Annotated in this window: 14 protein-coding genes; 7 read left to right on the top strand and 7 right to left on the bottom strand. The window is 63.4% G+C overall.

Translation table 11 applies throughout. The annotated features are described in order from the left end of the window. Nucleotides 1-139: 139 nt before the first annotated feature. Nucleotides 140-1,096 carry a TIGR03557 family F420-dependent LLM class oxidoreductase gene (locus tag NGM68_RS06205; protein ID WP_252700774.1) on the top strand — a complete coding sequence of 319 codons (957 nt, stop codon included), beginning with the start codon at nt 140-142 and terminating at the stop codon, nt 1,094-1,096. 159 nt (nt 1,097-1,255) lie between these two features. Here NGM68_RS06205 and NGM68_RS06210 read toward each other — a convergent pair whose 3' ends face one another. Continuing rightward, complete coding sequence (locus tag NGM68_RS06210; RefSeq protein WP_252700775.1) at nt 1,256-2,683, bottom strand: heme o synthase; 1,428 nt, start codon at nt 2,681-2,683, stop codon at nt 1,256-1,258. 274 nt (nt 2,684-2,957) lie between these two features. Here NGM68_RS06210 and NGM68_RS06215 point away from each other — a divergent pair, with 274 nt between their 5' ends. From NGM68_RS06215 to ftsZ, 3 genes are all read left to right on the top strand, one after another. Further along, nucleotides 2,958-3,173 (top strand): hypothetical protein, encoded by a 216-nt coding sequence (locus tag NGM68_RS06215; protein WP_252700776.1) that lies wholly within the window; start codon nt 2,958-2,960, stop codon nt 3,171-3,173. A 120-nt stretch (nt 3,174-3,293) separates the two neighbouring features. Further along, nucleotides 3,294-4,667: a D-aminoacyl-tRNA deacylase gene (locus tag NGM68_RS06220; protein WP_252700777.1), complete on the top strand. Its 1,374-nt coding sequence runs from the start codon at nt 3,294-3,296 to the stop codon at nt 4,665-4,667. A 157-nt stretch (nt 4,668-4,824) separates the two neighbouring features. Next, nucleotides 4,825-5,973 (top strand): cell division protein FtsZ, encoded by a 1,149-nt coding sequence (ftsZ, locus tag NGM68_RS06225; RefSeq protein ID WP_252700778.1) that lies wholly within the window; start codon nt 4,825-4,827, stop codon nt 5,971-5,973. A 135-nt stretch (nt 5,974-6,108) separates the two neighbouring features. Here the strand turns inward: ftsZ and NGM68_RS06230 are convergent, their stop codons facing one another. The 3 genes from NGM68_RS06230 to NGM68_RS06240 form a co-directional block, all read right to left on the bottom strand. Continuing rightward, entirely contained in the window at nt 6,109-6,714 is a 606-nt protein-coding gene (locus NGM68_RS06230; protein WP_252700779.1) for a hypothetical protein, read from the bottom strand. Nucleotides 6,715-6,771: 57 nt separating this feature from the next. Next, nucleotides 6,772-8,013 (bottom strand): DUF3179 domain-containing protein, encoded by a 1,242-nt coding sequence (locus NGM68_RS06235; RefSeq protein WP_252700780.1) that lies wholly within the window; start codon nt 8,011-8,013, stop codon nt 6,772-6,774. A 279-nt stretch (nt 8,014-8,292) separates the two neighbouring features. Further along, nucleotides 8,293-8,622 (bottom strand): 2Fe-2S iron-sulfur cluster-binding protein, encoded by a 330-nt coding sequence (locus tag NGM68_RS06240; protein WP_252700781.1) that lies wholly within the window; start codon nt 8,620-8,622, stop codon nt 8,293-8,295. A 138-nt stretch (nt 8,623-8,760) separates the two neighbouring features. Between NGM68_RS06240 and NGM68_RS06245 the strand changes: the two genes are divergently transcribed. Then, a complete protein-coding gene (locus NGM68_RS06245; RefSeq protein ID WP_252700782.1) occupies nt 8,761-10,164 on the top strand; it encodes a geranylgeranyl reductase family protein in 1,404 nt (467 codons plus the stop codon). A 375-nt stretch (nt 10,165-10,539) separates the two neighbouring features. Here the strand turns inward: NGM68_RS06245 and NGM68_RS06250 are convergent, their stop codons facing one another. From NGM68_RS06250 to NGM68_RS06260, 3 genes are all read right to left on the bottom strand, one after another. Further along, nucleotides 10,540-11,820: an amidohydrolase gene (locus NGM68_RS06250; protein ID WP_252700783.1), complete on the bottom strand. Its 1,281-nt coding sequence runs from the start codon at nt 11,818-11,820 to the stop codon at nt 10,540-10,542. A gap of 84 nt (nt 11,821-11,904) precedes the next feature. Continuing rightward, nucleotides 11,905-12,303, bottom strand: a complete 399-nt coding sequence (locus NGM68_RS06255) for a hypothetical protein (RefSeq protein ID WP_252700784.1) — start codon at nt 12,301-12,303, stop codon at nt 11,905-11,907. Nucleotides 12,304-12,487: 184 nt separating this feature from the next. Next, the gene (locus NGM68_RS06260) at nt 12,488-12,826 is read right to left on the bottom strand and encodes an uS10/mL48 family ribosomal protein (RefSeq protein WP_252700785.1); all 339 of its coding nucleotides are present in this window, start codon (nt 12,824-12,826) and stop codon (nt 12,488-12,490) included. A gap of 102 nt (nt 12,827-12,928) precedes the next feature. On the opposite strand from NGM68_RS06260, the gene NGM68_RS06265 reads away from it, so the two are divergent. After that, entirely contained in the window at nt 12,929-13,366 is a 438-nt protein-coding gene (locus tag NGM68_RS06265; RefSeq protein ID WP_252700786.1) for a bis(5'-nucleosyl)-tetraphosphatase, read from the top strand. A 278-nt stretch (nt 13,367-13,644) separates the two neighbouring features. Continuing rightward, entirely contained in the window at nt 13,645-14,682 is a 1,038-nt protein-coding gene (locus NGM68_RS06270; protein WP_252700787.1) for a DUF5787 family protein, read from the top strand. Nucleotides 14,683-14,721: the final 39 nt, after the last annotated feature.

Below are 14,721 nucleotides of genomic sequence, written 5' to 3' on the forward strand. Positions count from 1 at the left end.
CCAGCACCTTTCGAGATAGCCGATCGATGGGGTTCGAACCGCTCGAGCCACAGTTGTCGAGGGGACACGAATCTGCACACTCGAGGATGGATGCGTGTGCAAGTCCAGCATCTACTCGCGTCCTCGTGGAACGCCCGGTATGGTTCAGTTCGGCTACACGCTCTCGAGTGAAGAACACGGCCCCGATCGCCTCGTCGACCTCGCTGTCAGGGCCGAGGAGGCGGGCTTCGACTTCATATCTATCTCGGATCACTTCCACCCGTGGGTCTCCGCCCAGGGTGAATCGCCGTTCGTCTGGAGCACCCTTGGCGCAATTGCCCGCGAGACTGACGAGATCGAGATCGGCGTCGGCGTCACCTGTCCGATCATCCGGATCCACCCGGTCAACGTCGCCCACGCCGTCGCGACGATACAGGTGATGGCCGACGGCCGGTTCACCTTCGGCGTCGGCACGGGCGAGAACCTGAACGAGCACGTCACCGGCGAACGCTGGCCCGAACACCAGGTTCGCCTCGAGATGCTCGATGAGTCGATGCACGTCATGCGCGAACTCTGGACGGGCGAGAACGTCAGCTACCACGGCGAACACTACACCGTCGAGAACGCGAAACTGTTCACCGTCCCCGAGGAGATTCCGGCAATCGTCGTCTCGGCGTTCGGCCCGAAAACGGCCCGGATGGCCGCCGCGAAGGGCGACGGACTGTGGTGTTCCGGTCCGAAAGCGGACGTCGTCGAGGCGTACGAGGAGGCCGGCGGCGAGGGGCCGACGTACACGCAACTGCATAACTGCTACGCCGAAACCGAGGAGGAGGCGATCGACACCGTCTACGAACTGTGGCCGAACGGGTCGATTCCGGGTGAACTCGGCCAGGAGCTCCCCTCACCGGCGCACTTCGAACAGGCCGCAGAACTGGTCGAACGGGAGGACGTCGTCGAGAGTGGAGCGGTCACCGGCCCGGATCCGGAGGCGCACGTCGAGAGCCTCCAGGCGGCGATCGACGCCGGCTACGACCACGTGTACGTCCACCAGATCGGTGACGAACAGGAGCGAGCGATCGCGTTCTACGAGGAGGTGATTCTTCCCGAGGTTCGGTGACCGATCTGTGGTGAGGTCGATCTGATTCGGTCAGGGTTCCCTCAAGGAGACTGCAGCGGGTTCGAGGGACAGTTTTGCGATCGCCGGTAGAGACGAAGGATGCTCAGTACTCCTACTCTGCTCGAAATCAGGGTCGAAAACGCGACCCAGCGTCGGGTCTCAGACGCCCGCGAGTACGAGCGCGTCGACGAGGATCGCCACGAGGACTGCCCCGAGGAAGGCGTTTGAGGCGTGGAACGCCCGGAACGCCGCCCGTTCGGTCTGTTCGAAGTGGAGGTCGACGGCGAACCAGAGGAAGATCCCGCCGAAGAGGACGACCGTTCCGGCGTACACCATCCCGAGGTTCGTGAGCCAGACGAGCGCGACCGCACTGACGAGGGTCGCGCCGAGGTAGTAGAGGATGTGTTTTCGGGTGACGGTCTCCCCTCTGACGACGGGCATCATCGGAAAGCCGCCGCGAGCGTAATCGTCCTGATAGGCCAGCGCGAGGTTGTAGAAGTGGGCGGGCGTCCAGAGGAAGATCAACCCCGCAAGCGCGAGCGCCGGCAGGCCGATTTCGTTCGTGACGGCGGCCCAGCCGATGAGCGCCGGGAGCGCGCCCGCGAAACCGCCGATGACCGTGTTCTGTACCGTATTCGGTTTGAGTACGAGCGTGTAGATCACGCTGTAAAAGACGATCGCAACCAGTCCGAGCGCCGCCGCCAGCACGTTGATCGTCAGGAAGACCGTCATCGACGCGGCGGTCAGGAATGCCCCGAACAACAACGCGTTCCGAACCGGGATCAACTCCGTCGCGAGCGGCCGATCAGCCGTTCGGGACATCTGCTGGTCGACGTCGCGCTCGAGCACGTGGTTGAACGTCCCGGACGCGCCGATGGCGAGCACGCCACCGGTCAACGTCGCGACGATCGTCGAGGGGGTGAGGGAGTCGCCTGCGGCCAGTGCCATTCCGGCAGCGGCGACCAGACAGAGCAGCCACATGAGTCGGGGCTTCATCATCGTGAAGTACGCAAAGGCGGTGAGTTTCACACGCTCGAGTCCGTTCGTTGGAATCGTTCGTGTGGCGGCCGACTCGGTGGTATCTATCGGCTCGGGCGAGACGTCGATCTGGTCGTCCTCGGAACCGGTTCCGATCTCGAGATCCCAGGCGAGCGCGAGGACGATGGCACCAAAGATGACGATTCCCAGGGCGAGGTGAAGGCCGGGGACGAGGGCCTGTGGGCCGAGCGTTGCGGTGAGCGCCCCGATCGCGACCTGTACCGCGAACAGGATAGTGGCGGCGACCAGGGTGCGTGTCACCCGACGGGTGGTGGATCCAAGGAGGGCGATAATCGTCGTGAACGCGAGCAACCCACCGACGAGTACCGCTGCGATTCGGTGGAGCCACGCGATCGCGAGATCGGTCTGACTGAGTGGATCGGCTGGAGCGGTACACGTCGGCCAGGTCGTACACGCGGTGGCCGCGTCGGTGAGGGAGGTGGTGGCGCCGACGATCAGTAGCAGGTAGACACCGAGAACCGTCGCTGTCAGCAGCGACGCAAAGCGCGATCTGGTTTCGATCGGACGCGGAAACGGCGGCGATGACACGGGTCTCTAGATGTGGGTTTGCCTCCGTGTACTTAGGAATCCCGTTTCGACGTTGGATCGGATTCGTCGGGACTCGAGGGCCCATCGCTGTCGAACCCCAGGAATGGTCGATTGTGTGTTGAGTGTCGTTCGATTACGGTACGATTTTCAGCGATGGATCCCTCACCATCACCAGATCCATGGCTGGTTCACTACGGACGACGAGTGGGGTAAGTGGGCGAGTAGACGTCAGCCCAGGAAACGACGGCCAACGAACGGACTCGAGGTGCCCTCGATGAGTTTGCTGGCGATCGTCGGCGCTCTCCTCGTCGTCAGCGGACTCGCGGGAATTCGACTGGCTCCGCGAATGGTCGAGGTGCAAAAGGACCGCGGAATGGCACCGTACGAGACGGACGCAGTTACCGACGAGGATCGAGTCCGCGTGATGAAGGGCTCGGGCGTGTTGATCACGGTCGTCGGATTCGTCCTCATCGTCGTCTCGATCTTTTGACCGAGTTGTAGTTGGCGTCTGGACTCGAGAACCGAGACTCCACGTGTAGAACGTGTGTACCCTCCCGGTCGACACAGCAAAAACGGAGCCTATTCCTGTGACGGTCACACACACGGAGATGTGATTGCAATCGTCGAGAGTCGAGCCGACCGCGCCTCGACGCACATCTGTGAGCACCTCCTCGAACTAACCGACTGGGACGAACGCGAGGACGACGACCGAGCCGACGGTGACGGCGGCGGCACCTACTATCGAACGGCCGGTGCCGAACTACGATCGTTCGACGACCTCCACCTCGAACTCGAGCGGCCAGTCGACGCCTTCGCGGACGAACCCGACCTGCTGGTGTTCGCTTCGCGTCACTCCGGGAATACGGGCCCCCTGCTCACGGCCCACTGCACCGGGAACTTCGGTTCCGCCGAGTTCGGCGGCGACGCCGACGCCGTTGCGGAGGCCTGCCCGAACGCACTGGCCGAACTCCTCGCTGCGTTCGACCGCTACGCCCCTGACGGGTACGATGCCGGCCTCGAGTGTACCCACCACGGACCGACCGCGGTCGGCTGCCCGTCCCTGTTCGCCGAACTCGGCAGCGACGACGAGCAGTGGGACGACCCTGACGCCGCGCGTGCTGTCGCGCGAGCCGTTCTCGACCTCCGTGGCGTCTCACCCCACCGGGAACGACAGCTGGTCGGGTTCGGCGGCAACCACTACGTCCCCAGGTTCGAGCGTATCGTTCGCGAGACGCCGTGGGCGGTCGGTCACGTCGCAGCCGACTGGGCGCTGGAGGCGATGTCCGGCCCGACCGACCATCGAGCGGTCATCGAACAGGCCTTCGCCGCCAGCAACGCAGAGCACGCCGTGATCGACGGCGAGTGGCCCGCCCTCGAGGTCGTGATAACCGATCTGGGTTATCGCGTCGTGAGCGAAACCTGGGTTCGAACCGTCGCCGATCGCCCGCTCGAACTCGTGTCGGCCGTCGAGTCAGCCCTCGGATCCGTCGACGGCGGCGTTCGGTTTGGATCCCAGCGTACCGACGGATTTGCGGTCGTCAATCTCCCGAGCGAGTTGTTCGAGGCCGCGGAGTCAGTCGATCCCGATGCCGTGTGGGAGGTCGTCGAACGGGTCGCGGTCGCGTTCGAGACCCGAAACGGCGGCAGTCGAATCGGAACGCGGGCGGCACTCCCGGCCTCGGTCGCTGACGCTTCTGCTGACGCCGACGGGGGCAGGGCGAAGACGGCGGCCGCACAGGTCGAGGCTGAAATCGTGTCGGTGGCCGCGTCCGTACTCGAGGAGCGGTACGAGACAGTCACCGTCACCGACGACGCCGTTATCGTCGAGGAGGCAGCATTCGACCCGTCGCTGGCCGACAGCGCTGGCGTCCCCGAGGGGCCGAAGTTCGGTCGGCTGGCAAACGGCGAAGCGGTAACCGTCGACGGCGACGTGATCACTCCTTCTGACGTGTGTCGGCGTCGAACGACGTCGTTCCCTCGATAAATATCATCGATGGAGTACAATTACGTATTATATCGATACATCACGCTGTTTTCAACACATCTCTCCAGTGACCTGTAATATCCCCTTACTATGTCAGACGGATGTCTGACTCATGGGGGAAAGATAATAATACTCCATCCGCTAGAAAGGAGCAAGAATGGACTCAATTGTCGAAAATGCCATCGACGAGGCCGAGGATGACTCGGCTGAGAGCTTCCCAGAGGGTGGCCAATCGCCACAGGGCGACGGTGCTACCGGCAGCCCCACGTCCGGGACGATGACTGACGATGAACTGCTCGACGTACTTGACGACCTCCAGACGAACATTACCGTCGTCGGCTGTGGCGGCGCAGGCGGCAACACCGTCGACCGAATGAACGAGGAGGGCATCCACGGCGCGAAACTGGTCGCGGCAAACACCGACGTTCAGCACCTGGTCGAAATCGACGCCGACACGAAGATCCTGATGGGCGAACAGAAGACCTCCGGCCGTGGTGCCGGATCGCTCCCACAGGTCGGCGAGGAAGCCGCCCTCGAGAGCCAGCAGGACATCTACGACGCCATCGACGGCGCCGACATGGTGTTCGTCACGGCGGGTCTCGGCGGCGGCACCGGTACCGGATCGGCTCCGGTCGTCGCGAAAGCCGCCCGCGAGTCGGGCGCGCTGACGATTTCGATCGTCACGACGCCGTTCACGGCGGAGGGCGAGGTTCGACGAACCAACGCCGAAGCCGGTCTCGAGCGCCTGCGCGACGTCAGCGACACCGTCATCGTCGTTCCGAACGACCGCCTGCTCGATTCGGTCGGCAAACTGCCGGTCAAACAGGCGTTCAAGGTCAGCGACGAAGTCCTCATGCGCTCGGTCAAGGGCATCACCGAACTCATCACCAAACCCGGCCTCGTCAACCTGGACTTCGCCGACGTTCGCACTGTGATGGAACGGGGCGGCGTCGCCATGATCGGCCTCGGGGAGTCCGACTCGGAGGCGAAAGCCGAAGACTCCGTCAAGACAGCGCTCCGCTCGCCGTTGCTCGACGTCGACATCTCGGGCGCGAACTCCGCGCTTGTCAACGTCACCGGTGGCAACGACATGTCCATCGAGGAAGCCGAAGGCGTCGTCGAGGAGATCTACGACCGGATCGACCCCGACGCGCGCATCATCTGGGGTACCTCGATCGACGAGAGCCTCGAGGGTCGCATGCGGACGATGATCGTCGTCACCGGCGTCGAATCGCCACAGATCTACGGTCGACCCGAAAGCGAGACCGTCCAGCCACAGGGCCAGGACATCGACTTCGTCGACTGATCGATCGAAGTCCGGAAGCAAGCAAGGAGTAGCGTTTTTGTTGCTATTCGTGAGTCTATAGTCGAACGAACCGCTCGAGGGAGGTCGGTTCACAGGATGGCATCGACGAGACCCCTTTTCGTCTATTACCGTCGCTCACCCAGGACGTGGGTGTGCGGTCGTGTCGACGAGCCCGGCTACGTACACGAGACTACCGACTAACACCATCACACCGACGGGCAATAGCCACGGGAGCACCATCAGCAGCGCCCCGCTGGCCTGTATGCCGAGAACGAGCAGTATCATTGGCGCACAGCATACCGATCCCGACAGCAGTGCGGGCACAGCCGCAGCAACTCCCGTACCGGCACCGATCCCGCAGGCTTTCGGTTGTACGAGAGCGAGGTACGCGAGCGCGAGGTTGACGCCGACCAGTCCCACGAGTATCGCTCCGATGGCGAGGTCGATCGGCGATACCAGCAGCGTCCCGATGCCGAACTCGATCAGAGCGATGGGTTCGAACGAGAGCGCACTCCGTCGTTCGAGCGCCCGTGCAAACGGCTCGTCCACTATAGTGACTGAGACGGTGGCCCCGGATCGAAACCGCATGTGGTCGGTCGCCCAGAGATACGCCCCTAGATAGACGACGGCGGCGAGAACTGACACCGACGCGCCATCGACACGGGTGAACGCAAAACGAGTGACTCGAGTCGTCTGTGAGAGGCGGGCGGCGAATCGTGAGGTGAGTGTGGATGGTGTCATCGGTGGGGGGGGGGGTGTAGTCGTCGGTCGTGAGTGAGTACGAACAGAGGGACGGCGTCAGTCGACGACGGCGGTACTCGGATAAAAGCCGACCCAGGCGAACCACATCGCGTCGAAGGCGTAGACTGACTCGAGCGGGAGCTCGTCGGCTTCGAACTGGGTTCCCTCCGCGTCGTTGACGACAGTGCCTTCGTCGTGATCGTAGCTGTAGTCTGTACCATCCCCCAGGTAGAGGCGTCCAGCGTCGATCCGCTGGTCGTAGACAGCCAGAGAGGAAGACTCGGCTACGTCGCTGGTTTCGCTGGTCGTGTCTTCCTCGTGATCGTCCGCTGGATCGTCCGCCGCCGCGTCGTCGCCGTCACCGGTCGTTTCGACCCCGACCGGCAGCAGGCCTTCGTCCGCGAGTCGCTCGATATCGATCGCGATCGGTCCCGCCGGTGGTCGCGCGCCGAGCACCATCCGCTTGTTCGGATGCCGGTCGTCGGTCGACAGGGACTGGAACATCGTCGGGCTGTCTTCCGCGTAGTATCCCTCGGGAGGGTTGTACGAGCCGTACGGATCACGTCCGTAGTCTCGAACGTAGCCGGTCTCGTCGGTAAGAACGCGCGAGTCCGGATAGGCCTCACGCCACCGGCCCCAGGTCGACCAGTGAACGGGAACCTCCTCGAGTGAGGCTCCAGCGAGCGGCCCGGCGATTGCGGTTCCGAGCATCTGTGGCCACCGGCTATCGCCCTCGCGATCGTACATGATGAGGTTGCTGTTGACCAGATCGCCCGAGACGCCAAACTCGACGTCACCGCGAGAGAACCCCATCGCGGTTCCCGTCAACGGACAGTAGGTGACCGCCACCGGTTCGCCACCCACCTCGTCGTTGACGATTTCGTGATAGACGAGGATAGACTGCGGGTACGCCCGTGCGTCGCCGTCGATCACGACGCCAAAGACCGGGTCGCCGTCGTCGAGCCGGTCTCCGACGTCGTCGGCGGATTCGAACGACGGGCTATCGATCGACGGAATGCCGTTCTTCGGCACGCCGCCGTTGACCGCCTCATCCCGAAGCGACTCGAGGGAGTACTCGAGCGGCAACGACGTGTCGGCTATCGGGAGCGCTGTCTCCGCGATGGCCGATTCGTCGAGATTGGTTGCTGTAGAATCGTCGGGATCTGTGGTCGCGTTCGCGGCCTGGTCAGCCGAATCTTCTCCATCGTAGGATCCACTCCCTTCCCCGAGACAGCCGGCAGTGACGACGACGGTGACGGCCGTTGCCGTGAGTATCGCGCGCCTCGAGAGCCGAGTCATAGGGATATCTACCCACTCGAAGGATGAGTCCATAGCGTGGATGTGTGTTCTTGACACACGACCGGAGAGAATAGTCGGAAATTGGTGTCTCACACGCGGTCAGTATCGGTTTGAGGGCAGGTTACCTGGTGTCACTCGAGGTCACTCGAACGAGTGGTGGCTGGATGTGTCGGCGACCGCGCCGGGGACAAGATTGGTACACTGCTTCGTGAACCGCCTCGGAGTCAAGCCCCGAGGATTCCCGTAGAATACACCGTTACCGGAGTCTGTAGACTTCGACTAATCGTCCGCTGCCGTCGGCTCACTCCCGCCCTCGATGTCGGCCTCGATGCTCGGCGGATACTTGCCACGGTCGAGTTTCAGATCCGATTGCGGGCGCGCCATACAGGTCAATGCGTAGCGCTCGGCTTCCTCCTCGGTGAGCCCGCGGGCGGCCGGCTGGGTAACCTCGCCTTCGAGGATCTCCGCAGAACAGGCTAGACACATCCCGACGCGACAGGAGTACTCCTGGGCGATTCCCTCCTCGAGACAGCGGCTGAGGATCGTTTGCTTGTCCGAGCAGGTGATGGTTTCGCCGGTGCCGACGAACTCCACGGTGTAGTCGGTCATACTGGCCGGTACGAAAGACCGTACTAAAACTCTTTATTCCCAATTTGTCGATACCGAAAGGACGAATTCCCCCGCGAGCCGCCCGACACCGCGAACGCACGAAAAACGTTTTCTTACCTCGGTGAAGACACTCGGGTTATGAGCAGTATGGAGCACTCCGCCACGGCGACGACCCAGCGAAACCAGTCACCGGACGTCGTCGTCGTCGGTGCCGGCACAGCAGGGTGTTACGCCGCGGCAACGATCGCCAGGGCGGGCTACGAGGTCGTCGTTCTCGAGCGAAAGACCGAGGAAGAAGCCGGGCACATCGCCTGCGGCGACGCCCTCAAGGGTGCCGACGCGTTCCCGGAAGCGATACCGAAATCCCAGCTCGAGCCGGCCTTTACCAACACTGACGTCGACCACGGCCGGTTCGAGATCCCACAGGAAGACACGGTGCTCGATATTCCCATTCCGGGCGAACTCGCCGTCATCGACCGCTGGGAGTACGGCCGGCGGGTCATCGAGGGGGCGGCGAACGCCGGGGCCACCTTCCACTACGACACCGTCGTCCAGGACGTGATCCAGGACAACGGCCGAGTGACGGGCGTGACGGCGATGTCTCGAGGGAACGCGTTCACGTACGAGGCCGACCTCGTCGTCGACGGCGCGGGCTCGCTCTCGTTGCTCCAGGACAAAGTCGACTTCACGGACTCCACGTTCGACACGAACGTCAACTACTCGCAGTTCTGTTCGGCCTACCGCGAAATCGTCCACGTCGAGGAACCCGTCGAGTGGTCGGACGCCCTCGTCTTCAAACCGACCGAGCGCGCGGCGGGCTACCTCTGGTACTTCCCCCGCACCGACACCGAGATCAACGCCGGCCTCGGCTTCCAGATGACCGAGGAGCCGATGAAACTCGTCGAGGATCTCAAGTACGACCTGCGCAACCGCCCCGAGTTCGCGGGCGCCCGCGTCGAGGACAAACTCGGTGCCGCCCTCCCCACACGCCGACCCTACGACTCCGCCGTTCATCCTGGATTCGTCGCCGTCGGCGACGCCGCCGGCCACGTCAACCCCACCACCGGCGGTGGCATCGCGGGGGCCGCCTACGCCGGCAAGTACGCCGGCGAACAGGCCATCGAAGCTCTCGAGACCGGCGACGTGAGCGAGGAGGTTCTCTGGCGATACAACGAGCGCGTGATGGATCACTACGGCGCTCGCTACGCCGCCCTGGACGTCTACAACATCCTCTCGACGGCCGTCGACGTCGACGACCTCATGGGGCTGCTCGCGGCGATGCCCGGCGACAAACTCGCCGAAGCCCTCTACTCCGGGAGTACGGACATCGGCCTGAAGCTCAAACTCGAGGCGCTGCTCAAGAGTCGCGGCCACTGGGGCACCATCTGGAACCTCTACCAGACCAAGCGCCGCGCCGACGAGATTCTTGCCCACTACGAACAGTATCCCTCGAGTCCGGACGGCTTCGCGTCCTGGCAGGCCGAACGCGACTACCTCATGCAGAACGTCTACGAGACGACTGGGGCGGATCCGAAGTACTAGGCACCGACCTTTTGCGCTGCGCTCTGACACGCCAGCGCCAACAATGCTGGCGCATGGCGTGTCGACGCTCGGCAAAAGCTCGACCAAAAGCCTTCCTCCCTCCCCTACGGGTTGGTCGTCGGCCCGCTCGCTCACTGACTCACGGGCGTTGCCCGTTCGTCTATCCGCGGCGCTATGCGCCGCGCTTACGATCGCTCGCGGTGAACGTCGGCCAACGGCCTGCCCTTCCCCGACTCACGCGTCGCTCACTGACGTTCGCGTCGCGTTCGTGGCCATAGTTCGCTTGCTACAGGTCGCTTGCTACTACGAACTGTCCGGTAGTATGCCTTGTTCGGGAAATCGGCACGGAAAACGCAAGAAGTCGAACTGGAGTGGTTACTCCGACGACTGCTCGAGACTCACCCGCTCGATAGCGCCCGCGAGCACGTCTATTCCGTGGCGAAGACTCGCCTCGTCCACGTCGAACGTCGACGTGTGGTGGCCGCCCGGGTGATCCGTTCCGACCCCGACATAGCACGCGAGGCCACCGTTCTGTTGCACTTCTCGCATCAGGAACGTCGCATCCTCGCTCCCGCCGAGGTTATCGCGCTCGAGGATCTTCTCGACGCCGTCGACCCCACCAGCGACGTCGGCGACGACCGACACCAACGCCTGGTCGCTCGTCGCACTGGGGGCCTCCGATCCCGTTTCGATCTCGAGTTCACAGTCGTGCATCTCCGCGGCAGCCTTGAGCACTCGCTCGCTCTTTTCGCGCATGTACTCCATCAGTTCGGTCGTCTCACCCCGAACTTCTGCAACGAGTCGGGCCTCCTCGGCGATGATATTCGCCGCCGTTCCGCCTTCGATGACGCCAGCGTTGACGCGCGTGGGGCCATCGGAGTGGCGCGGAATGGCGTACAGGTTCTGGACGGCTGCCGCCAGCGCCTGATTCGCGTTTCGACCCTGTTCCGGGCGGCCGCCAGCGTGGGACGGCTCGCCGGTGAACGTCGCCTCGAGGTGGGCCACCGCGAGGAAGCCGTCGACGCCGGCAACGACCTCGCCGGTGGGGTGGTCGAGGCCGATGTGCACCGCCAGCAGGTAGTCGACGTCGGCGAGGTGGTCGCTCTTTGCCATCGACTTCCCGCCCCCGATGACCTCCTCGGCGGGCTGGAAGAACACCTTCAGCGTGCCCTGGAAGTCGCTGTTGGCGATGGCGTCGATGACGCCGATTCCAATGGTCGCGTGGGCGTCGTGCCCGCAGGCGTGCATCGCTCCCTCGTGTTCCGAACGGAACCCCTCCGCTGCCGGGGCATGGTCGTCGCCGTCGGCTTCCGGCTGTGGCAGGGCGTCGATGTCGACGCGGAGGCCGACCGTCGGCCCCGATCCCTGTTCGAGAACGGCAACAGCACCGGTGTACCCTCCCTCGAGCGACTCGAGGACGTCGGGATCGACGTCGTATTCGGCTGCCTGCTCGTACCAGGAATCGATTTCGTCCCGATCCGGCAGGGCCAGTCGATGCTCGGTTGCGATGGCGTCCGGGCCGACGAACACGTCGAGATCGGCCTCGAGCGACTCGAGCGTCTCGACGACTTTGGCCGTGGTGTAGAATTCCCGCCAGGCGGGCTCTGGTTTTCGGTGTAGGTCTCGCCGTAGCGAGACGAGTGCCTCGTCGTCCATACGCCAGTGCAAGCAGAGCGCCCTCAAAGGCTTGCCGGAGGCGGTACTCCAATCCGGTACTCTCGACAGTCGTTCCCGACGCGATCAGCCGCCGAGGCCGGGCGCAACGATGAAGATCGCCAGCAGGAACACGAGGACGGCGAGGGCGAGCGAGGCTTCGACCCAGGTGTTGTACTCTGGATCGCCGAACAGTCTGAGCCAATCGTCGGCGACGTCGTACAGGAGCGAGAGGCCGAATAGGGCGAACGCGACGACGGCTATTGATAGAATCGCTCCCACGGGTTCGCTCTCGGGGGTCTCCGTCAGAATCGTCAGTACGGCGACCAGCAAGATGAGATACGAGAGTCCGAGCGTCGTCAGGGAGACGAACTTCCGGTAACTCCGTTCCATGGCGTCGACCCGCGGGACGAGTGCGGCGAGTCCGTACGCGAGTGCCGTCACGGTAAGCAACGCCAGCAACAACGAGGTGTCAGCGATGGCCATACCGACCGCTGTGTTCGCTGCCACCATAGTCGTTCGGTCGCCTGCTGTGTGGGATCCGCCGGACTGTCGCTCGAGTGTCCACCGACGGGGACTCGAGCGCGGCTGGCGTACGAACGGTCGTCTCCCCCTTCTAATACGAATTGTCAGCGTCTGCACTCGAGACAGAAATCCGAAAAGGTTCTCGTCAGTTACGTCCGCGCCCCATCCCGTGAATCTGCTCGACTTCGGCCTCGATGTGCACCGAGTCGGGGAAGTTCTGGGAGGCGATGTTGCGCGCGAGGTTGTCGTGGCCGTGGATCTCGAGTTCGCGGGTGAAGACGGTGTACGTCCAGGAGGCGTACTTCCGGTCGTCGTCGGCGTGCAATCGGCGGTGCTGTGGAACGGTGTGTTTCTCCGGTGGATGGGAGTGTGGCCCTTTCAGCGCAGCGCCTTTCTTCTCGGCGGTGGTCTTGATGTCGTCGACGATACCGTCGAGAGCGGCTCTGTCGCCGCTTTGGAGCGTGAGGCGGGTGACGAAGGTCATGGTGTACTGATCCACGGTCACGAGTGAAAAAGGTGCTGAGTTGCGTTCATCGGAGACGAACAGTCCGATATTCTCTTAACGGACGGACTGCTATCTCGAGTAATGGCAGTCGAAGCTACGAGCGCAGGTGCAATCCTCTTCCGCGATACGCGGGGCCGGCGCGAGTATCTTCTACTCAAGAGCCGCCCGGGCGACTGGGAGTTTCCGAAGGGCGGTGTCGAAGGAGATGAAGAACTTCAGCAGACGGCTATCCGCGAAATCAAGGAAGAGGCAGGTATCGATCAGTTCAGACTACTCGACGGCTTTCGCGAGGACTACAGCTACGTCTTCGAAGCGAACGGCAACACGATCCACAAGACCGTCCACCTGTTCGTCGCGAAATCCTACGAGGCGAGCGCGGAGCTCTCGAGAGAGCACCGCGATCTCCAGTGGCGGGATTACGAACAGGCGGTCAACACCGTCACGCAGGACGGGCCGCGCGAAATCTTAGAGCAGGCTCACGAGTACCTCAACGATCTCGAGGACGACGGCGAGATCTGACGGCGACTCGAGTTGCCGTTTTCAGACGACGGAGCCGTCGTGACGCGCAGTGATAACGCTAGTAGCCACTGAACGTCATTACCTTAGTAGCCTCTAGGAGCCACTGAAATCACTGTACACCTTCGAAAGAGAGGCTACGATCTTGTGTGTAAACCGTTTCAGTGGCTACGAGAGGCCTAGTGCCTGTTCTCGAAGGTGGGTAAATCGTAGCACGTCTCCGTTCGGACGCCAACCCAACGTGAGAGAACGTTTTTTTAGCCCCTCTCCCAACTCAACCCGTGGCGCGCAGTGACAGTGAATTCCTGTTCGAACTCCGGTGTTGTCGATGGGCTGAACGTACCTGGCAACCCGACCACCCGGAAACGACGGTACTCGTGGCCCGCCAGCTGGGGACGAAACGCCGTCGTTGGGATACGATCGTCCTCGAGTGTGACCCTGCGGCCCTTCGACACCGCGCGAACTTCGGCCCGGATCGCCTCGGCAGTGATCTTTTGCACGTACTCCGAAACGCCCCCGAGGAGTGGGCATACTACCGCGACTGCCTCCCTGACCCCGGCTACCCGTGGCGGTACGTCCGCGAGTCGATCCACGAAGCCGACGATCGAGGGATCCTCGAGACGCGCCGGTACGGAAATCGGATCGAAATCCGGCGGAAGTGGCCCTATCGTGACTGGGTGAACCGGATCGTCGCCGTCGAGAACAAGCCAGACCTCGACGCCAGCGCGGCACGCGACCTTCGGCCGCAACTCGAGTACGACGTCGCGATGGCGCTCGCCGACGAGGTGTGGGTGGCGACCCGCCGGACTGGCGAGCGCATCGAACCGGCCTTGCTCGAGCGATTGCCAGTCGAAGCGGGGATTCTCACGCTCGATCCGGACACGCTCGAGAGCGAGGTGGCGTGGTATCCGCGGTCGCTCGCCGTCACGGAGGCGGGAACGCGCATCCTCGAGCGGCCTGCCGGGGGCAGCCACGACGCCTCACCGGCAGAGTTCGAGTACGTCGACGCTGCGGAAAAGGCGAGGAAACGCCTCGAGATCGCCGAGCGCGCCTACGAACGCGGCTGGCGGTCGTTCGTCGACACGATGCGACCCGATTGTCGCCACTTCGAGTTACGATCTGAGGGTCAGTTCATGCCGTGGTGTGGCGCGAAGGGCCGCTGTCAGACGGCGTCGGAGTGTAGCAGCCGGTGTCCCGACGTCGAGCCTGAGCCGCCGGCCTGGCGCACCCGAGGGTGGCCCATCGAGGGTGGCCCCGGAAAACGGGTCACACAGTTGCTCGAGGAACGTCGCCGACGGCAGCGCCCAGGATTGGAGTGAAACGGATCGGAGGGCGCACCCCGAGGGTCAGAATCCGAC

Source organism: Natronosalvus vescus, assembly GCF_023973145.1.
Taxonomy (GTDB): Archaea; Halobacteriota; Halobacteria; order Halobacteriales; family Natrialbaceae; genus Natronosalvus; species Natronosalvus vescus.

Coding starts and splice junctions, on each gene's coding strand:
- NGM68_RS06205 (WP_252700774.1), top strand. CDS start 140: ATGGTTCAGTTCGGCTACACGCTCTCGAGTGAAGAACACGGCCCCGAT.
- NGM68_RS06215 (WP_252700776.1), top strand. CDS start 2,958: ATGAGTTTGCTGGCGATCGTCGGCGCTCTCCTCGTCGTCAGCGGACTC.
- ftsZ (WP_252700778.1), top strand. CDS start 4,825: ATGGACTCAATTGTCGAAAATGCCATCGACGAGGCCGAGGATGACTCG.
- NGM68_RS06230 (WP_252700779.1), bottom strand. CDS start 6,714: ATGACACCATCCACACTCACCTCACGATTCGCCGCCCGCCTCTCACAG.
- NGM68_RS06235 (WP_252700780.1), bottom strand. CDS start 8,013: ATGACTCGGCTCTCGAGGCGCGCGATACTCACGGCAACGGCCGTCACC.
- NGM68_RS06240 (WP_252700781.1), bottom strand. CDS start 8,622: ATGACCGACTACACCGTGGAGTTCGTCGGCACCGGCGAAACCATCACC.
- NGM68_RS06245 (WP_252700782.1), top strand. CDS start 8,761: ATGAGCAGTATGGAGCACTCCGCCACGGCGACGACCCAGCGAAACCAG.
- NGM68_RS06250 (WP_252700783.1), bottom strand. CDS start 11,820: ATGGACGACGAGGCACTCGTCTCGCTACGGCGAGACCTACACCGAAAA.
- NGM68_RS06255 (WP_252700784.1), bottom strand. CDS start 12,303: ATGGCCATCGCTGACACCTCGTTGTTGCTGGCGTTGCTTACCGTGACG.
- NGM68_RS06260 (WP_252700785.1), bottom strand. CDS start 12,826: ATGACCTTCGTCACCCGCCTCACGCTCCAAAGCGGCGACAGAGCCGCT.
- NGM68_RS06265 (WP_252700786.1), top strand. CDS start 12,929: ATGGCAGTCGAAGCTACGAGCGCAGGTGCAATCCTCTTCCGCGATACG.